At 72.6% G+C, this 17,129-nt stretch carries 15 protein-coding genes; 9 read left to right on the forward strand and 6 right to left on the reverse strand.

The window, feature by feature from the left end:
- Nucleotides 1-46: 46 nt before the first annotated feature.
- A complete protein-coding gene (locus DEJ32_RS09580) occupies nt 47-745 on the reverse strand; it encodes a DUF6518 family protein (protein WP_110901102.1) in 699 nt (232 codons plus the stop codon).
- Nucleotides 746-926: 181 nt separating this feature from the next.
- Nucleotides 927-2,366, reverse strand: a complete 1,440-nt coding sequence (locus tag DEJ32_RS09585) for a PLP-dependent aminotransferase family protein (RefSeq protein WP_110901184.1) — start codon at nt 2,364-2,366, stop codon at nt 927-929.
- Nucleotides 2,367-2,427: 61 nt separating this feature from the next.
- On the opposite strand from DEJ32_RS09585, the gene DEJ32_RS09590 reads away from it, so the two are divergent.
- The 6 genes from DEJ32_RS09590 (at nt 2,428) to DEJ32_RS09615 (ending at nt 8,376) form a co-directional block, all read left to right on the forward strand.
- Nucleotides 2,428-3,093, forward strand: coding sequence for a YitT family protein (locus DEJ32_RS09590; protein ID WP_110901103.1), 666 nt, complete (start codon nt 2,428-2,430; stop codon nt 3,091-3,093).
- Nucleotides 3,094-3,175: 82 nt separating this feature from the next.
- Nucleotides 3,176-4,030 carry a DUF4097 family beta strand repeat-containing protein gene (locus DEJ32_RS09595; protein WP_110823517.1) on the forward strand — a complete coding sequence of 285 codons (855 nt, stop codon included), beginning with the start codon at nt 3,176-3,178 and terminating at the stop codon, nt 4,028-4,030.
- On the forward strand, nt 4,027-4,620 hold the full coding sequence (locus DEJ32_RS09600; RefSeq protein WP_110901104.1) for a PadR family transcriptional regulator: 594 nt from the start codon (nt 4,027-4,029) through the stop codon (nt 4,618-4,620). Before DEJ32_RS09595 ends, DEJ32_RS09600 begins: the two co-directional genes overlap by 4 nt.
- Nucleotides 4,621-4,858: 238 nt before the next feature.
- Entirely contained in the window at nt 4,859-7,102 is a 2,244-nt protein-coding gene (locus DEJ32_RS09605) for an APC family permease (RefSeq protein WP_258368972.1), read from the forward strand.
- A 59-nt stretch (nt 7,103-7,161) separates the two neighbouring features.
- Nucleotides 7,162-7,986 carry a hypothetical protein gene (locus DEJ32_RS09610; protein ID WP_110901105.1) on the forward strand — a complete coding sequence of 275 codons (825 nt, stop codon included), beginning with the start codon at nt 7,162-7,164 and terminating at the stop codon, nt 7,984-7,986.
- A gap of 144 nt (nt 7,987-8,130) precedes the next feature.
- On the forward strand, nt 8,131-8,376 hold the full coding sequence (locus tag DEJ32_RS09615; RefSeq protein ID WP_110823514.1) for a DUF3072 domain-containing protein: 246 nt from the start codon (nt 8,131-8,133) through the stop codon (nt 8,374-8,376).
- Between the two features lie 155 nt (nt 8,377-8,531).
- Here DEJ32_RS09615 and DEJ32_RS09620 read toward each other — a convergent pair whose 3' ends face one another.
- Nucleotides 8,532-9,680, reverse strand: a complete 1,149-nt coding sequence (locus DEJ32_RS09620) for an NAD(P)-binding domain-containing protein (protein ID WP_110901106.1) — start codon at nt 9,678-9,680, stop codon at nt 8,532-8,534.
- Nucleotides 9,681-9,842: 162 nt separating this feature from the next.
- Here DEJ32_RS09620 and DEJ32_RS09625 point away from each other — a divergent pair, with 162 nt between their 5' ends.
- Nucleotides 9,843-10,049 (forward strand): DUF3073 domain-containing protein, encoded by a 207-nt coding sequence (locus tag DEJ32_RS09625; RefSeq protein ID WP_110823512.1) that lies wholly within the window; start codon nt 9,843-9,845, stop codon nt 10,047-10,049.
- Between the two features lie 509 nt (nt 10,050-10,558).
- Here DEJ32_RS09625 and purM read toward each other — a convergent pair.
- Nucleotides 10,559-11,653 (reverse strand): phosphoribosylformylglycinamidine cyclo-ligase, encoded by a 1,095-nt coding sequence (gene purM, locus DEJ32_RS09635; RefSeq protein ID WP_110823511.1) that lies wholly within the window; start codon nt 11,651-11,653, stop codon nt 10,559-10,561.
- A 71-nt stretch (nt 11,654-11,724) separates the two neighbouring features.
- Here purM and purF point away from each other — a divergent pair, with 71 nt between their 5' ends.
- Nucleotides 11,725-13,182: an amidophosphoribosyltransferase gene (purF, locus tag DEJ32_RS09640; protein ID WP_110823510.1), complete on the forward strand. Its 1,458-nt coding sequence runs from the start codon at nt 11,725-11,727 to the stop codon at nt 13,180-13,182.
- Nucleotides 13,183-13,271: 89 nt separating this feature from the next.
- Here purF and DEJ32_RS09645 read toward each other — a convergent pair whose 3' ends face one another.
- Complete coding sequence (locus DEJ32_RS09645; RefSeq protein WP_110901108.1) at nt 13,272-13,733, reverse strand: hypothetical protein; 462 nt, start codon at nt 13,731-13,733, stop codon at nt 13,272-13,274.
- A gap of 104 nt (nt 13,734-13,837) precedes the next feature.
- On the opposite strand from DEJ32_RS09645, the gene DEJ32_RS09650 reads away from it, so the two are divergent.
- Nucleotides 13,838-16,414, forward strand: a complete 2,577-nt coding sequence (locus tag DEJ32_RS09650; protein WP_110901109.1) for a LuxR C-terminal-related transcriptional regulator — start codon at nt 13,838-13,840, stop codon at nt 16,412-16,414.
- Between the two features lie 331 nt (nt 16,415-16,745).
- On the opposite strand, the gene DEJ32_RS09655 is transcribed toward DEJ32_RS09650, so the two are convergent.
- Nucleotides 16,746-17,105: a sterol carrier family protein gene (locus DEJ32_RS09655; protein WP_110823507.1), complete on the reverse strand. Its 360-nt coding sequence runs from the start codon at nt 17,103-17,105 to the stop codon at nt 16,746-16,748.
- Nucleotides 17,106-17,129: the final 24 nt, after the last annotated feature.

Here is a 17,129-nt window from a genome sequence, read left to right on the forward strand (position 1 = left end):
GGGGATGAACGTGCAGGTACCCGGACGTGTGGCGGGGACCTCCCGGTCAGGCGGCGCCGAGCAGGGAGTACACGGCGAGCACGCCGACCGAGCCGACGACGCCGACCCCGAGCGCGACCGCACGGCCGATCGGCGACCGGGCCAGCGCGATGCCGGCGACGAGGACGCCGACCCCGACCACGATCTGGACGACCCACGTGGCGGTCCCCGTGGTCGCGGCGACCTGCAGCAGGGCGCGGGCGCCCTCGCCGATGAGGACCGCAGCGGTCACACCGGCGGCGGCACCCCGCCAGCGGCCGTCCGGAGACCGGAGCGCGACGGCGACGGCACCGGCGAGCAGCCCGGCGGGCAGTGCCATCACGACCCAGAAGTTGGTGATCGACAGCGAGTCCGGGTAGCCGCGGAGGTTCGTCGTCGCCCAGTAGCCGATGTGCATGAGCTCGAGCAGCACGACGCCGAGCGCCATCGCGAGCGCGGTCCGCAGCCGCGGTCGGACACTCCCCCGAGCGACCCCGGCGGCGAGCACGAGCAGCACGGCGACGACGAACCACGGCCCGGCCGCGTTGGAGATGGACGCCAGCCCGGGCACCGCCTGCCCGAAGCTCGTCGCGACGCCGGCGAGCACGGCCCCGGTCACCGCCATGGTGAGTCGGGCGACCGGCGGCACGGCACTGCCGCTCGGGTGCCCGGGAGCGGACGGCGACGCGGCCCGGGCGACACCGGGAGAGGACAGGGTGCTGTTCATGGTCTCGATGCTGGCGTGCCCGTCCGCTCGTCACATCACCCGGGAGGGGCATGGGCATCCTCCGCAGGAGTGACGCGGCCGACCGCGGACCACGGACGCGGACGTCCGTGCACCACGGACGCGGCCGACCGCACACCGCAGACCGCAGACCACAGACCACAGACCACAGACGCGTGCGTCCTCAGACCACCGCCGCCGACGACCCCCGCGCGCCCACGGTCGCCCCGCCCACCCGTGACCAGGACCGCGCGAGGGCGTCGACCACGCGCTCCCGTTCCTCCGCGGTCAGGGTGAACGGCACGCGCAGCGACCGCTCGAACCCGCCGTCCGGCCCGAACACGCCCCCGGACGCGAGCACGACCCCCTCGGACCGCGCCGCGAGGACCAGCGCGGTCGACACCGGACGCCCGAGCCCCACCCACGTGGTCAACCCGCCGGCCGGCGACGGGACGTCCCACTCCGGCAGCCGTTCCCGCAACGCGGCGACGAGGCCGTCGCGACCCGCGCGCAGGGCCGGACGCCGGGCCTCCAGGACGGCCGCCGTCTGCGGGACCAGTTCACGCGCGACGAGTTGGTCCAGCGTCGGCGTCCCGAGGTCGCCCGTCGGCCGCGCGAGGAGCAGGCGGTGCAGGAGCTCCGGAGCAGCCCGGATCCAGCCGATCCGCAGCCCGCCCCAGAACACCTTGTCCGCCGAACCGACCATCACGACCTCACCCGGCGCCCCGGCGGCCAGCGGGGGCGCGGACGGGCCGTCGATGCGGAGCTCCCCCATCGTCTCGTCGGCCACGACGACGGTGCCGACGGCCGCGGCGGCCTCGAGCAGGACGCTCCGCGTGGACGTCGGCATGGTCGCGCCCGTCGGGTTGTGCAGCTCGGGCATGACGTAGGCCATCGTCGGCGCCGAGCGGCGCAGGGTCGCGTCGAGCACGCCCTCGTCCCACCCGCCGCGTGGGTCGACGGGGACCGACACCAGCCGACCACCGGCAGCGCGGAGGGCCTCGTGCGCGTGCGGGTAGGTCGGCGACTCGACGAGCACCGGGTCACCGCGCCCGACGAGCACCCGCGCCAGCAGCGCGATCGCGTGTTGGGCGCCGACGGTGACGATCACCTCGGAGGGCGAGGTCGGCAGCCCCCGGGCCGTGTACCGCTCCGCGATCGCCGCGCGGAGGCCCGGGTCCCCGACGGTGTCGAACCCGATCCCGGCGAGCGCCGCCGGCAGGTGCCGCATCGCGCGTTCGACGGCCTCGGCCACGACCGGGGCGCTCCGCAGGGCGGCCTTCCGCAGGTCGAGCACGTCCGCGGGCACGACGCCGCCGAACTCCTCGGGGTCCGGGCGCCCCTCGAGCGGCAGGCGGACGACGCTGCCCGACCCGCGGAGGGACGTCAGGAAGCCGTCGACGCGGAGTCGTGCGTACGCGTTCGCGACGGTGGTGCGGGAGACGCCGAGTGCGGCCGCGAGCCCGCGTTCGGCGGGCAGGCGAGCGCCGTGCGGGATGCGCCCGTCGATGACGAGGACCCGCACGGCGTCGGCGAGCGCCTCGTACGCCGGGGCGTCGGAGCCGGCACGCCAGTGCGTCAGGAGTACGGCGGCGGAGCGGGCACTGAGGAGGACGGGGGTCACGGGGTCCACAGTAGGACGATTGGCTCTCGACCAGCAGGCCAATCTGTTCCAAGCTCGAACCGTGTCCCGCTCCTCCACCGTGTCCCTCCGTCTCGTCCAACTCCTCGTCGGCCTGTTCCTCTACGGCGCCTCGGTCGCACTGCAGGTCCGCGCGGTCGTCGGCGTCTCGTCGTGGACCGTCCTCACGCAGGGCCTGGAGAACGTCCTGCCGTGGTCGTTCGGCGTCATCACGGTCGTGTCCAGCCTGGTGATCCTGCTGTTCTGGATCCCGCTCCGGCAACGACCGGGGATCGGCACGCTGCTCAACGCCCTCGCGATCGGTCCGGCGGCCGACCTGGTCCTCTGGCTGGTCCCCGAACCGGCCGGCCTGGTCGATCGCGTCCTGCTGTTCGTCGGGAGCATCGCCCTGCTCGCGGTCGCGACGGCGTGCTACATCGGCGCGGGCTTCGGCACCGGCGCACGGGACGGCCTGATGGTCGGGCTGCACGAACGGTTCGGCTGGCCGGTGTGGGTGGCGCGCACGGTCGTGGAGGTCACGGTCGTCGTCGTCGGCTGGCTGCTCGGCGGGGACGTCGGCGTCGGCACGGTGGTCGCCGCGTTCGCGATCGGTCCGCTGGTGCAGCCGCTCATGCCGCTGTTTCGCCGGTTCCCGTGGAGCCCCGGCCGGGAGGTCAGGCCCGCTCCCGCCCCGCTGGTCGCTGACCGTCTGCCCGACGTCTCGATCTGACCCTGGCGTCTGCGCAGGACGCGATGTATCGTGTCGCGAAAGACGCGATACATCGCGTTCCGTCCGACACCGAGGAGCAGTCATGGCACAGGAGAAATGGCTCGTCGACGAGCCGAAGGTCATCGACACCGGGATCGTCCGCGCACTGCGGGTGGGCCTGGTCGGCGGGCAGGTGGACGTCGTCACGCACGACGAGCCGACCGCGCGCGTGGAGATCCACCAGGTCTCCGGCAAGCCCATCAAGGTGGAGATCGAGGGCGACACCCTGACGGTCGACCACCCCCAGATGCGCTGGGACGACCCCCTCGGCTTCCTCAAGTCCTTCCGCGGCGGCGGCGCCCGCGCAGACGTCAGCATCCTCGTGCCACGGGACGTCACGGTCACGCTCGGGGTCGTCTCCGCCGGCGTCCTGCTCTCCGGCACCGAGCGCGGCGCGGTGCTCAACAGCGTCTCCGGGGACGTCGTCGTCGACGCGGTCATCGGAGACGTCCAGGTCCACGCGGTCTCCGGCACGACCACGATCCGCGACCAGGTCGGCACCGTCACGCTCCGGACGGTCTCGGGCGACGTCGTCGCCACCGGCGAGATCCGTCGGTTCTCGGCCGACGCCGTCTCGTCCGCCGTGGTGCTCGACCTGCACGGCACCCCGGACAGCGTGAAGGTGAACACCGTCTCCGGCCCGGTCGACGTCCGACTCGAGCACGGCACGGCCTACACGAGCACGATCACCACCGCCACCGGCCGCCTGCAGTTCGACGACGCCGAGCTCCGCGGCACCCGCGGCACGTACACCCGGACCGACGGGGAGCTCTCCGGCTCGTACGTCGACATCCGGGTCAACTCCGTCTCCGGCGACGTCGCGATCGTGCACGGCCCGGCCCCAGTCCCGGCCGCCGACACCACCCCGACCGCCGACGAGCAGGGCGGTGTCGCATGAGCCCCGTCTTCGCGCACGGACACCTGCGCCTGTACCTGCTCGTCCTGCTCGCCGACCACCCGATGCACGGCTACGAGGTCATCACCGCGCTCGGCGACCGCTTCGGCGGCACCTACGTCCCGAGTGCCGGCACCGTGTACCCGCGGCTCGCCAAGCTCGAGGAGGACGGCCTGGTCACGAAGACCTCCGACGGCCGGAAGACCGTCTACGCGATCACCGAGGCCGGTCGCGCCGAGCTCGACGCACGAGCCGACGAGGTCGCCCAGCTCGAGAACGGTGTCGCGGACAGCGTGAAGTCGCTCGCCGCCGGCGTCCGCGCGTCGGTCGGCGCCGCGATGGAGTCGCTCCGCGCCGACCTCGCCGCCGCGCAGCACAGCGGCCCGACGGGGGCCCCGGGTGCCGCCGGCGCCGAGCCGGCACCGGTCGCGGGGTCCGGCGGCCGGACCCTCCGCGACGCCGAGATGGCGGTCGCCGTGTTCCGGCAGCAGCTCCGTGCCGACCTGCGTCGCCGCGCAGCCCGCGGCACGCTCGACGACGCTGCGGTCCAGCGCCTCCGTGACGGCCTGGAGGCCCTGCGCGGGTCGTTCTGACGCGACCGGACACCAGGACGACCGGTCCGGCGGGGCGGACGCGGTCCGGGCCTCCCGGCCGTCACCGGAGCACCGACCGTCGAACCTGTCCGTTCCTTCAGAGAAGGACAGGAGAACCCCTCCGATCCGCGACGATCCGCGGATCGGAGGGGTTCTCCGCGTCCCGTCCGCTCGTGGGGGAATACGGTTCCGGCCTCCGGTGTTGCGTTCGCCCCGCCAACGAGTAAGTTCGTCGCTCGTGACCAACGAGACCCGGTCGTTGAAAGCCCGACTGATCGGCGACCCGCTCCCCTCCGAGAAACTCGAGGGGCAGCTCCTGCCGAAGCACCTGGCGCTCCCCATCTTCGCCAGCGACCCGCTCTCCTCCGTGGCGTACGCACCGCAGGAACTGCTCATGATCCTGCTGCTCGGCGGGATGGCGTTCCTGACGTTCGCCCCCTGGGTGGCCGCGCTCGTCGTGCTGCTGCTCGTGGTCGTCGTCGCGTCCTACCGGCAGCTCATCAAGGCGTACCCGTCCGGGGGCGGCGACTACGAGGTCGCGCACCGGAACCTCGGCGAGAAGGCCGGGCTCGTCGTCGCGAGCGCCCTCCTCGTCGACTACGTGATGACGGTCGCCGTGTCGGTGGCCTCCGGCGTCGACAACATCATCTCGGCGCTGCCGATGCTCAACCCGTTCCGCGTGGAGCTGGCGCTCCTGTTCGTCGTGCTGCTGGCGGCCGCGAACCTCCGCGGCGTCCGCGAGTCGAGCAAGGCCTTCGCCGTCCCGACCTACCTGTTCGTGGCGAGCGTCTTCCTGATGGTCGTGACCGGCCTCGTCCGCATCGTCGCCGGGGACGCGCCCGTGGCCGAGTCCGCCGGCTACACCGTCGAGAACATCGAGCACACCACGCAGGCGGCCTTCATCCTCCTGCTCCTCCGGGCCTTCGCGTCCGGCTGTTCGGCGCTCACCGGTGTCGAGGCGATCGCGAACGGCATCCCGGCCTTCCGCCGCCCGAAGATCAAGAACGCGCAGCAGACCCTCGTGCTCATGGGCGGCATCGCGATCGTGCTGTTCGTCGGCCTCATCACGCTCGCCCTCGTCTCCCGCGTGCACTACGCCGAGAACGCGTGCGACCTGCAGGGCTTCGCGGACTGCGCGGCGACACCGCAGCGCTCCCTCATCGCCCAGATCGCCGCGGCCACGTTCGGCAACAACTCGGTCCTGTTCTTCGTCATCCAGGCGACCACGGCGGCGGTGCTGCTCCTCGCCGCGAACACGGCCTTCAACGGGTTCCCGCTGCTCGGTTCGATCCTGGCGCGCGACTCCTACGCCCCGAAGGCGCTGTCCACCCGCGGTGACCGGCTCATCTACTCGAACGGCGTCATCGTGCTCGCGCTCGTCGCGGCCGCACTGCTCATCGTCTACCGGGCGAACGTCACGAGCCTGATCCAGCTGTACATCATCGGCGTGTTCGTCTCGTTCACGCTCGGGCAGAGCGGGATGGTCAAGCACTGGGTGAGCCTGCTCCGCGCCGACCGTGCCGGCACCGCCGGGGAGCCGGTGCACCGCGGGCCGGTCATCCGCAGCCTCACGATCAACTCGATCGGCGCCACCTTCACGTTCGTGGTGCTCGTCATCGTCACCATCACGAAGTTCACGCACGGCGCCTGGCTCGTCTTCGTGATCATGCCGGTGCTGTTCGTGCTCATGCTCGGCGTGAACCGCTACTACCGCGACGTCTCGCACGAGATCGCGGCCGACGCGGAGACCGAGTTCGGCGCCACGGGCGACCACGCCATCGTCCTCGTGAACAAGCTGCAGAAGCCGGTGCTGAAGGCGCTCGACTACGCCATCGCCGCGAAGCACGCCGACCTCGAGGCGGTGCACGTCGCCATCGACGACGCCGAGGCCGCGCGCCTCCGGGAGCAGTGGGCCGAGCACGGCATCGAGGTCCCGCTGACGATGGTGCCGAGCCCGTACCGCGACATCTCGATGCCCCTCATCAAGTACATCAAGGCGCACCGGCTCGAGCACGGGTCCGAGGTCGTCACGGTCTACACCCCGGTGTTCATCGTCGGCCACTGGTGGGAGGGGCTGCTGCACAACCACCGCGGCCGCCGCATCCGCAAGAAGCTGCTGCTCATGCACGGCGTCACGGTCGCGCTCGTCCCGTGGCTGCTCGACTCGTCGGAGCTGCTCTACGGCAAGCGCTCCCGCCCCTTCCCCGGGCAGGACCGCCGCGGCGAGCCCGTCCGACCCGCCCTCCGCCGGTCGCCGCACGGCGTCTTCCGCTCGGAGGCCGAGGAGGACCGGCTCATCCGCTCCGCCCAGCGCAACAGCCTGGAACCGCAGAAGCTCGCGAACGCCAGCACCCCCTCGCGCCGAGCGACGCGACCGGCCGGCCCCGCGGAGGGCGTCGACCCCGCGACCTGCACGGGTGAGATCCGATCCCTCGTCCCGACCGCCCCGCCGGTCCCCCACGCGCCGGCCGACCGCGTCTGAGCCGAGCACGGTCGGACGATGACCCTGCGTGACGGTGTCCGGTCGTACCATGTGACCCCATGACCACCGTGCCCGAGGACCTCCGTACCTTCGCGACCTTCGACGGACACGGCGGCAAGGTCTCGAAGCGCGTCGAGGTGCTCGACCACCGCCCGCCGGTCTCGCCGGACGGCCGCTACGACGGGCTCGTCGCGGTGCGCGGCGAGCACCCGCTCGGCGCGCTCGACGAGCGCGCCGCCGACGACTCCGCCGAACTGACGCGCGGCGTCGCGAGCATCGGCTGGGTGGACCCGGCCACGCTCCGGGACTGGTACCGGCCGGACCGGGTCGTGGTGAGCCTCCTGGACGCCCGCCGCTCCGGGCTGGAGCCCGGGGTCTACGCCGACTCGCGAGGGCGCGGCCGGGTCCGCATCGACGGCCAGGAGGCCCACCTCGGCTCCGACGGGCGGCCCGCGTTCCGCGCACTGGCCGGGACGGCGGAGGCCCCGAAGGTCGACGTCCCACTGCCGATGGACCAGGCCGTGCGGCTCGTGGTCGTGACCGTCGCGCGGCGCGACGGCGACGACCTGGGCGGGACAGCACCGGCGCACCGCACGTCGACCGGTGCTGCCGGCGTGGAGGTCGTGACGACGCCCGTGGCGCCGCTCCTGGCCCCCGGCGAGTACCCGGAGTACGCCGACGACGTGCCGGGGCTGCCGCCGCGACCCGCGTCCGGACGGGTCCGCGTGAGCGCCTCGGTGCTGCTGGACGGGGCCCTGCACCCGGTGGACCGGCTCGACGAACAGGCGAACACGCTCTGGATCGAGCGGGGCGGCCGGGTCGTCCCGATCGCGGCGAGCGACGTCGGCGGAGACCTGGTGCGGTACACGGCGACGCCGGTCTGACGCGGGACTGGCGCCGAACTGACGCCGAACTGACGCCGACTCGACGCGGGACTGGCGCCGGTCCGGCGTCGCCTGTCCGTTCGCCGGTCGTCGGGGGACGCTGTGCTGCGCGGGACGTCGGGGGTGCGGCGTACGGTCACGCTCATGAGTGATGCAGACCAGAACCAGCCGGAGACCCTCGGCGGCGAGCGCCCGGACCCGTCGACCACCGCGAGCAAGGACCCCGAGCAGTGGGTGACCGGTGACGAGCCGATGACCGGCCCGCAGCGCAGCTACCTCGACACCCTCGCGCGCGAAGCCGGCGAGGAGCTCCCCGCCGACCTCAACAAGGCCGAGGCCTCGGAGAACATCGACCGCCTGCAGCAGAAGACCGGCCGCGGCACCAACTGAACCGCAGGCGTTGCTGTACGGCGGTCCGCATCCCAGCGGGCCGCCGTCCGGCATCTCCGTCGCGATCGCCGTCCCCGTCGCGGTCAGGGTCGACCGGGACTGCCGGACGGAGCCGCGAGGCGCCCGGCGCCAGCGGTGCGGTCCACCGCTGTCGGTCACGCCCGAGCGGGTGACCGCTCCCCGTCGTCCGCGGCCAGCACCGCCAGGACCTGGCGGGCGATCCGACGACCGGCGCGGTTCGCACCGATGGTCGACGCCTGCGGGCCGTACCCGGCGAGGAAGAGGCGCGGTTCGGCTCCGGCACGCCCGTCCTCCACGACGACCCCACCGGCCTCGGTCCGCAGGTGCAGCGGCGCGAGGTGCCGGAGGTCCGCGCGGAACCCGGTCGCCCAGATGACGGCGTCGGCGTGCACGTGCTCACCGGTCGCGGTCTCGACGCCGTCCGCGTCGAGCCGGACGAACATCGGCTCGGGCTGCAACAGCCCACGCGCCAGGCCGCGTCGGATCCGCGGTGAGACCGGGAGGCCCGTCCCGCTGACGATGCTCGGCAGCGTCCGTCCCGCCTTCGCTGCCCGGTCCTGGTCCTCGACGGCCGCCACGGCGGCGCCGAGCGCGAGTTCCGGGTCGTCGGACCAGACCACGGGACGACGGGTGAACCACCGCGTGGTCCGGGCGACGCCGTCGAGCTCGAGCAGGAAGCCGATGGCGCTCGTACCGCCACCGACGACCACGACGTCCTGCCCCGCGAACTCCGACGCGTCGCGGTAGCCCGTCGTGTCGAGCTGCCGGCCCCGGAACACGTCGCGACCCGGCACCCACGGCACGAACGGTGTGCCCCACGTACCGGAGGCGTTGACGACCACCTCCGCGCGGATCACCCCGGTGGTCCCGTCGTCGTCGCGGGTCTCGACCACCAGCGCGGGCGTACTACCAGCCGGACCGGACTCGACCTCGCGGCGGACCGCCGTGACGGCGACGGGGCGACGCACCCGGAGGTCGTGGTGCTCCTCGAACCGCCGGTAGTACTCCGCGACGACGTCACGGGCCGGACGTGAGCGGTCCGCGTCGTCGAAGTGCAATCCCATCTCGTGCATGCCCGGCAGGTCGTGGACTCGGTGCGCGAGGCCGAGACGGAGGGCCTCCCAGCGGAACTGCCACGCGCCTCCCGTTCCCGGAGCACGCTCGAGGACGACCAGGTCGCGGCCGGCGGTCAGTCCGGCGCGCTGGAGGTGCCAGGCGACGGAGAGGCCTGCCTGGCCCGCGCCGATCACGACGACACGGGCGTGTTGGTCGGCGGTGCGCATCACCCTCGATTCTGCTGTGCTCGGGACGCGCCGGGCGAAGTCGGCAACGGGGTACATGGTAAAGTGGCCGACAGATTTCAAACCACGAACCGTCTGTTCTTCCCGGGTGCACACTCGTCGCCCGCCGAGACCGGACACGAGCCGACACAGAGGGGGTCACGCATGGGGCGCGGCCGTCAGAAGGCGAAGCACACCAAGGTCGCCCGGGAGCTGAAGTACTTCAGCCCGGACACGAACTACGGTGCTCTCGAACGCGAACTCTCCGTCGCACAACAGTCGGACGAGCCCGACTACGTCGACCGCTGGGCCGACGAGTTCGGTGACGATGGTGACCTGGAGAACCAGACGGACACGAACAAGTCCGCCTGACCTCCCGGTCTGACGACGCCGCGCTCCTCCGGGGCGCGGCGTCTCGTCGTGCCCGGGCGAATGCGTCGTCGCGCCTCCGCCGCGGCACGCCGTGCCGGCCTCGCCTCCGCCGGGGTTGCACGATCTGCCGCCGCGCGGGCATCCGCCGGGGTTGCACGGTCTGCCGCCGCACGGGCCTCCCCCGGAGTTGCACGACCCGCCGCCGCACGGGCATCCGCCGAGGTTGCGCGATCTGCCGCCTCCGCGCGCCGGTGGCGGCCGCTTCTGCGACCTCGACGGAGCGCGCACGGCGGGTCGTGCGACCTCGACGACGCCCGGGCACGGTGAGTCGTGCGAACGCGGCGACGCCTCGACGACGCGCGGCACCGAGGAGGTTCCGCAACTCGCCGTGCGTCGGACGTCCCGGTTCCACGAACGCGGGATCTCGCGCGCCGAGGTTCCGTGATTCTGGAACCTCGGGGAGCGGCTGCCGGGCGGGGCCGCCGCGGGGCGGTACCGGGCGGGGCGCCTCAGCCCGCGTAGGACCCCACGAGGCGCACGGCCCCGCCGTCGACGCCCTTGGCGCCCTGCTCGAACCCGGTCAGGTCGCGCGCACCGGTCGACACCGAGCCGACCGTCCACGCGGGCAGTCCGGCTGCCCCGAGGGTCGCGATGACCTCGTCCGCCGCGGCACCGGACACGACGGCGAACATGCCGATGCCGAGGTTCCAGGTGCCCTCGGTGTCCTCGATCGGGGTGCCGGCCAGGTCGGCGAGCACGCGGAACACCGGCAGCGGCTGCCAGGTGGACCGCTCGACCTCGACCCAGGACCCGACGGGCAGCACGCGCGCCAGGTTCGCCGCGATGCCACCGCCCGTCACGTGCGAGAGCGAGTGCACGGCACCGGGGTGCTGCTCGATCAGGTCCAGCAGCGGGGACGTGTACAGGCGGGTCGGCTCGAGCAGGGCCTCCCCCACCAGGCCGCCGAGCTCCGGCAGCGTGTCCGTGTAGCCGATGCCGCGCTGGCCGAGGACGTGCCGGACGAGCGAGTACCCGTTCGAGTGCAGTCCGGAGGACTCGATCGCGATGACCGCGTCGCCGTCCTGCACGAGGTGCGCGCCGAGCTGCGAGCCGGCCTCGACCGCGCCGACGGCGGCACCGGCGACGTCGTAGTCGTCCGGACCGAGCAGGCCGGGGTGTTCCGCGGTCTCGCCACCGACGAGCGCGGTGCCCGTGGCCGCACAGCCGCGGGCGATCCCGGCGACGATGTCGGCGATCCGGTTCGGCACGACCCGGCCGCAGGCGATGTAGTCCGTCATGAAGAGCGGCTTCGCGCCGACCACGACGATGTCGTCGACGACCATGCCGACCAGGTCCTGCCCGATGGTGTCGTGCTTGTCGATGGCCTGCGCGATCGCGACCTTCGTCCCCACGCCGTCGGTCGAGGTCGCGAGCAACGGGCGCTCGAAGTCCTTGAGGAACGAGACGTCGTAGAGCCCGGCGAAGCCACCGACGCCGCCCAGGACGGACGCGTTGTGCGTCGCCGAGACGGCGGACTTCATGAGCTCGACGGCCAGGTCACCGGCGGCGGTGTCGACACCGGCCTCGGCGTAGGGGTTGGGCATACGTCGTCCTCCGCTGGGCATGGCAGACTTGTTCGGTACCACCCGATCCTACGGTCTGGAGCACCCCGCGAATGTGCGGCATCGTCGGCCTCGTTGCGCAGGGGCCTGCAAACCAATCCATCTACGACGCACTGCTCCTCCTGCAACACCGGGGACAGGACTCGACGGGCATCGCCACCGTCGACGGGCACGTGCACCACATGCACAAGACCCGCGGTCACGTGCGCGAGGCCTTCCGCACCCGTGACATGCGGGCGCTCCTCGGGACCATGGGTCTCGGCCACGTCCGGTATGCCACCCGTGGCGCCGCGACGAACGAGGAAGAGGCCCAGCCGTTCTACGTGAACGCGCCCTACGGCATCGTGCTGGTGCACAACGGCAACCTGACGAACACGCGTGAACTCACGCGGGAGCTGTTCGACATCGACCGCCGGCACCTCAACACGACCTCGGACACCGAGCTGCTCGTGAACGTCCTCGCGCACGAGCTGCAGGGCCAGGTCCGCGGCAAGCACCTGGACCCGGGGCAGGTGTTCGACGCCGTCGAACGCGTGCACGAGCGGGTCGAGGGCTCGTACGCCACGATCGCGACGATCGCCGGGCACGGCCTGCTCGCGTTCCGCGACCCGTTCGGCATCCGTCCGCTCATCCTCGGGCACAAGTTCGACGACGCGGGGAAGAGCGAGTGGGTCGTCGCGAGCGAGTCCCTCGTGCTCGAGTCCGGCGGCTACGACATCGTCCGTGACGTCGCTCCCGGCGAGGCCGTCTTCATCGAGATGGACGGCACGATGCACGCCCGACAGTGCGCGAAGGACCCGCGGCTCGTCCCGTGCGCCTTCGAGTACGTCTACCTGGCCCGTCCGGACTCCGTGATGAACGGCATCTCGGTCTACGACGCCCGTCTCCGTCTCGGCAACCGCCTGGCCGACACCATCGAGCAGTACGCGCCGACCGGTGACATCGACGTCGTCATGCCGATCCCGGACTCGTCCCGACCGGCAGCGATGCAGGTCGCGCAGAAGCTCGGCATCGAGTACCGCGAGGGCTTCTACAAGAACCGCTACGTCGGCCGGACCTTCATCATGCCGGGCCAGGCGGAGCGCAAGCGCAGCGTCCGACAGAAGCTCAACGCGATGTCGTCCGAGTTCAAGGGCAAGAACATCCTCATCGTCGACGACTCGATCGTGCGCGGCACGACGAGCCGCGAGATCGTCGAGATGGCCCGTGCCGCCGGCGCGAACGAGGTCACCTTCACCAGCGCCGCGCCGCCGGTCCGCTACCCGCACGTCTACGGCATCAACATGCCGACCCGTGCCGAACTGATCGCGCACGACCGCAAGATCCCCGAGATCAACACGGTGCTCGGCAGCGACCACCTGATCTACCAGGAGATCGGCGACATGCGCGACGCGATCATCGAGGGGTCCGACGTCCCGGACCTCGAGATGAGCTGCTTCACCGGTGAGTACGTCACCGGCACGGTGTCGCCGGAGTACCTCGCCTGGGTCGAGGCGAACCAGCTCAGCTGACGTCGGTCCGGAGCGTCGGGACCACGGACTGGAGGCCCGTCACCAGCTGGTGACGGGCCTCCAGTCCGTGTGTGGTCGCGACCGCAGCCTCAGCGCTCGAGGTGCCCCTGGTCGTCCGCAGTGGGCTCGGCCGTCGCACCGGTCGGGGACGCCGGGCCGGTGGCGGGGCCGTCGTGGTCCTCGAGCTCGCCGTCGACCGTCTCCGGGACCGGGTCGACCGTGACCCGCTCGGCGGTCAGGCTCGCCGCTCGACGGGACGACACCCGGTCGAGGACGACCGCGACGAGCGCACCGACGAGCATGCCGATCGAGACGCCGTAGAGGCCGAAGTACCCGACGAGCCCGGCGAAGCCCGTCGTCTCCTGCTGGTCGCCGCGGTCGAGGCTCATGGTGAGCGCGACGACGACGACCGTCACGAGGAAGCCGAGCACGGCGCCGCCGAGGATGAAGACGCTGAAGCGTGGGGCGCGTCGGATGGTGACCTGGTCCGGGGAGGTGACCACGTCGGGTGCCGGGACCGGACGCTGGTCGGGTCGATCGGTGTCGCTCACCGTCCCATTGTCCCCCACCTTGGGAGGAGGCTCGCGCGGCAGTTCATCCACTGGACGCGAGATGATGGTCCGGTACCGCGGGGTTTCGAGACGGGAGGTGCGCGATGGTCGACGAAGCCGACCCGGGTGACCGCCGTCCGACGCGGGCTCCCGCCCGGTTGTCATGGCCGGTGCTCCGCCGCCGAGAGGAAGACCGGGCCGTCGCGGTCGTCGCCGATCACCGGTGGAGCGTCGCGCTCGTCGGTGCGCCCGGACTCGGGAAGACCACCGTCGCCGCCCGCGTCACCGACCGCGTGGTCCGACGAGCGCCGGACCCGGCACCCCTGGTCGTGCCGATCACCGCGGTCGCCGCCGGTTCCTCGATGCCGTTCGGTGCGGTCTCGGACCGGTTCGGCGACGTGCTCGGCGACGACCTGACGGAACCCGTCCCGGCCGAGGAACTCCTGCGCCGCGCGGCCCGGGCGGAGGGTCGGGAGCTCGTGCTGCGGGTCGACGACGCGGACCTGCTCGACGCGCTGTCCGCCCGCTACGTCGCGTGGCTCGTGCGCGACCACGGCGCGCGGCTCGTCCTCACCTGCCGCGACTTCACGGCGCTGGCCGAACCGCTGCGGGCGCTCTGGCAGGACGACCTCCTCGAGCGGATCGACCTCGTGCCGCTCGACGTGGACGAGACGTCCGCGCTCCTGGAACGCGCGCTCGGTGCCCCGCTGGAACCCGCCTCGGTGGAACAGGTGCACCGGGCGACCGAGGGCAACCCGCTGTACCTGCGCGAGGTGGTGCGTGCCGGTCTCGCCTCCGGCGCGCTCGAGCACACCGCGCTGAGCTGGTACTGGCGCGGGCGGGTCACCGCGTCCCACAGCCTGGCCGACATGTACCGGACCGAACTCGCCGCGCTCCCCGGCGACCTGCGCGACGTCGTGGAGATCGTCGCGCTCGCCGAGCCGATCCCGGTGTCCCGCCTGCTCGCCCTGGTGCACGGGAGCGACCTGGACCGGGCGGTCGGTCTCGGGTTCGTGCGGATGGACTCCACGGGCACCGGCAGCCCGGTCGCACGGTCGTCCCACCCCCTCGTCGGCGACGTCGTCCGGGCCCTGGTGCCCGTCGCCCGACGGACCGCCCTGTTCGCGCGGGCCAACGCCTTCCGCACCGACCGGCAGGAGGGCGCACCGCCGGCGGCACGTCTCCGCGCGATCCTGTGGGCGCTCGAGTGCGGTGTCCTGCCGCCCGTCGACCAGTTGCTCGACGCAGCGCGGATCGCGAACGGCCTCCAGGAGCACGAGAGCACGATCGCCCTGACGTCCGCCATGCTCGGGGCGGTCCTCACGCCGACGGAGCGGGTCCGCACCCACTGCCTGCGCTCGCTCGCCCACGGGTACAGCAGCGGACGCGAGGCCGGCCGGGTCGACGCCGAAGCCGCCTGGGGCCTCGCCACGTCCGGCGTCGACGTCGACGACGTCGCGGTCGTTGAGGCGTGCGAGACACTCGCCAACCTCCGGCAGTTCCACGACGACGACGCCGCGTCCGCCGTGACGCTGACCGAGATCGCCGTCGCGCACGTCGGCCCGGCCGCGCGCGAGCAGCTGCGCGTCCTGCGGCTCTCGCACCTCGGGTGGGGCGGCGAATTCGCCGAGATCCGACAGGAGATCGAGCGCGCCGGGGTCCTGCACGCCCCGGCGATCCCGCGGTCCTTCCTGCCCATCGCCGCGTGCGCCGTGATGGCCCTCGGCACCGGTGGGCGGCTGGACGACGCGATGCGACTGGCCCACGCCTGCCTGGCGACCGCCACGGTCCACCTCGAGGACTCGCCGTGGACCGTGGGGGAGGTCGTGTCGGTGCTGCACCAGGTCCAGGTGTGGCGCGGGGACATCGCCGAGATGGTGACGCAGGTCCCGCTCATCCGGGCCGACCCGTTCCTCAAGTACGACTTCACCCTCGAGCTCTTCGGCATCGGGAACCGGGCGCTCGGGGAGCGACGGTGGTCCGACGCCGTGACGGCCTTCACGGCCGCGTGCGAACGGTACGAGGTCATCGACCCCGGCGGCTTCTCGGCCTACGCGTGGTCCCGTCTGGCCATGTCCCAGGCGTACGCCGACATGCCGGACGCAGCAGCCGAGTCCGTGGAGCGGGCGCGGACCACACCGCTCCGTGCGATGCGCATCCTCGGCGACCAGATCGAGACGACGATCGCGTGGACCGAGGCGCTGCTCGGGAACCCGTCCGGGCTCCGGCGGGCCGACGAGATCATCGCGCGCGGGACGGCTGCGGGCGCGTGGACCCACGTGCTCTACGCGCAGACCCTGCACTACGCGATGGACGCGATGGCCGGTCGGGACACCGCCGCGTCCCTCGCGCGGATGCAGGACGCGGCCACCCGCGTCGACGGGCCCCTGGCCGCGGCGATCACCGGGTACGCCGACGCCCTGCGGTCGGGCGACCGCGCGTGGATCGCCAGCGCCCAGGCCGACCTGGCCGCGTGCGGCATGGCCGTCACCGCGGGCCGGACGAAGCAGCCGCTCACGAAGCGCGAGTACGAGGTGGCCGAGCTCGCCGCCCAGGGGTACTCGAACCGGCGGATCGCGGACCGACTCGGGTTGTCGGTCCGGACGGTGGATGCACACATGTCGCGCGTGTTCGCGAAGTGGGACATCCGCGCACGGTCGGAACTCGTCGAACTCGTCTGAACACAGAACGAGCCGAGGATGGACCGGGCCGGGCACGGAACGGCGCGCGCACGGAACGGCCCGCGCACGGAACGGTCTGAGCAGGACGGAACGGTCTGGGCAGACCGCAGAAGAAGTTGCGGGATGCAGCACGACTCGCCGCTGCCGTTGACACACGGCGCCCGGTTTCGCGTAGCGTGGAATGCGTCGCCGGGTTCGGACCCGTTCGGGTCGGGTCCGAATCCCGGCGGCTTCACCAAGGCTAGAGAAGCGTGTGCACGGTCCACATCGGTAGGACCTACCTAATTCCCCCGGGTACCGAGACCGACGGGCGTGTCACCATGCCGCCGGGTCAGGGCAGGCGGACCGGCAGGAACGCGGCGATGTCGGCCCGCGAACCGGACGCGCTGACGCGGCGGGTGGTCTCCGGGTCGTCCCAGTGCTGCCGACCCGTCGCGAGCGCGAGCCACGTCGTCGCGTCCGTCTCGACCACGTTCGGCGGCGTGCCCCGCGTGTGCCGCGGTCCGGGCACGGCCTGCACCGCGGCGAACGGCGGGACCCGCACCTCGACGCTGTTGCCGGGCACGTCCTCAGCCAGGCGCTGCAGGGTCCAGCGGACGGCCGTCGCGATCGAGGAGCGGTCGGTCGCGCCGGCGGTGACGGCGTCGAGCGCGGCCCGGCCGACGGCGTCGTCGATGGTCTTCGGCGGCATCCCCACAGGCTAGCCGGTGCACTA

Source organism: Curtobacterium sp. MCPF17_046, assembly GCF_003224295.1.
In the GTDB taxonomy this organism is placed as follows: Bacteria; Actinomycetota; Actinomycetes; order Actinomycetales; family Microbacteriaceae; genus Curtobacterium.

Excerpts from the sequence above, each read along its gene's own strand:
- DEJ32_RS09580 (WP_110901102.1), bottom strand. The coding sequence starts at position 745 with ATGAACAGCACCCTGTCCTCTCCCGGTGTCGCCCGGGCCGCGTCGCCG.
- DEJ32_RS09595 (WP_110823517.1), top strand. The coding sequence starts at position 3,176 with ATGGCACAGGAGAAATGGCTCGTCGACGAGCCGAAGGTCATCGACACC.
- DEJ32_RS09600 (WP_110901104.1), top strand. The coding sequence starts at position 4,027 with ATGAGCCCCGTCTTCGCGCACGGACACCTGCGCCTGTACCTGCTCGTC.
- DEJ32_RS09610 (WP_110901105.1), top strand. The coding sequence starts at position 7,162 with ATGACCACCGTGCCCGAGGACCTCCGTACCTTCGCGACCTTCGACGGA.
- DEJ32_RS09615 (WP_110823514.1), top strand. The coding sequence starts at position 8,131 with ATGAGTGATGCAGACCAGAACCAGCCGGAGACCCTCGGCGGCGAGCGC.
- DEJ32_RS09620 (WP_110901106.1), bottom strand. The coding sequence starts at position 9,680 with ATGCGCACCGCCGACCAACACGCCCGTGTCGTCGTGATCGGCGCGGGC.
- DEJ32_RS09625 (WP_110823512.1), top strand. The coding sequence starts at position 9,843 with ATGGGGCGCGGCCGTCAGAAGGCGAAGCACACCAAGGTCGCCCGGGAG.
- purM (WP_110823511.1), bottom strand. The coding sequence starts at position 11,653 with ATGCCCAACCCCTACGCCGAGGCCGGTGTCGACACCGCCGCCGGTGAC.
- purF (WP_110823510.1), top strand. The coding sequence starts at position 11,725 with ATGTGCGGCATCGTCGGCCTCGTTGCGCAGGGGCCTGCAAACCAATCC.
- DEJ32_RS09650 (WP_110901109.1), top strand. The coding sequence starts at position 13,838 with ATGGTCGACGAAGCCGACCCGGGTGACCGCCGTCCGACGCGGGCTCCC.
- DEJ32_RS09655 (WP_110823507.1), bottom strand. The coding sequence starts at position 17,105 with ATGCCGCCGAAGACCATCGACGACGCCGTCGGCCGGGCCGCGCTCGAC.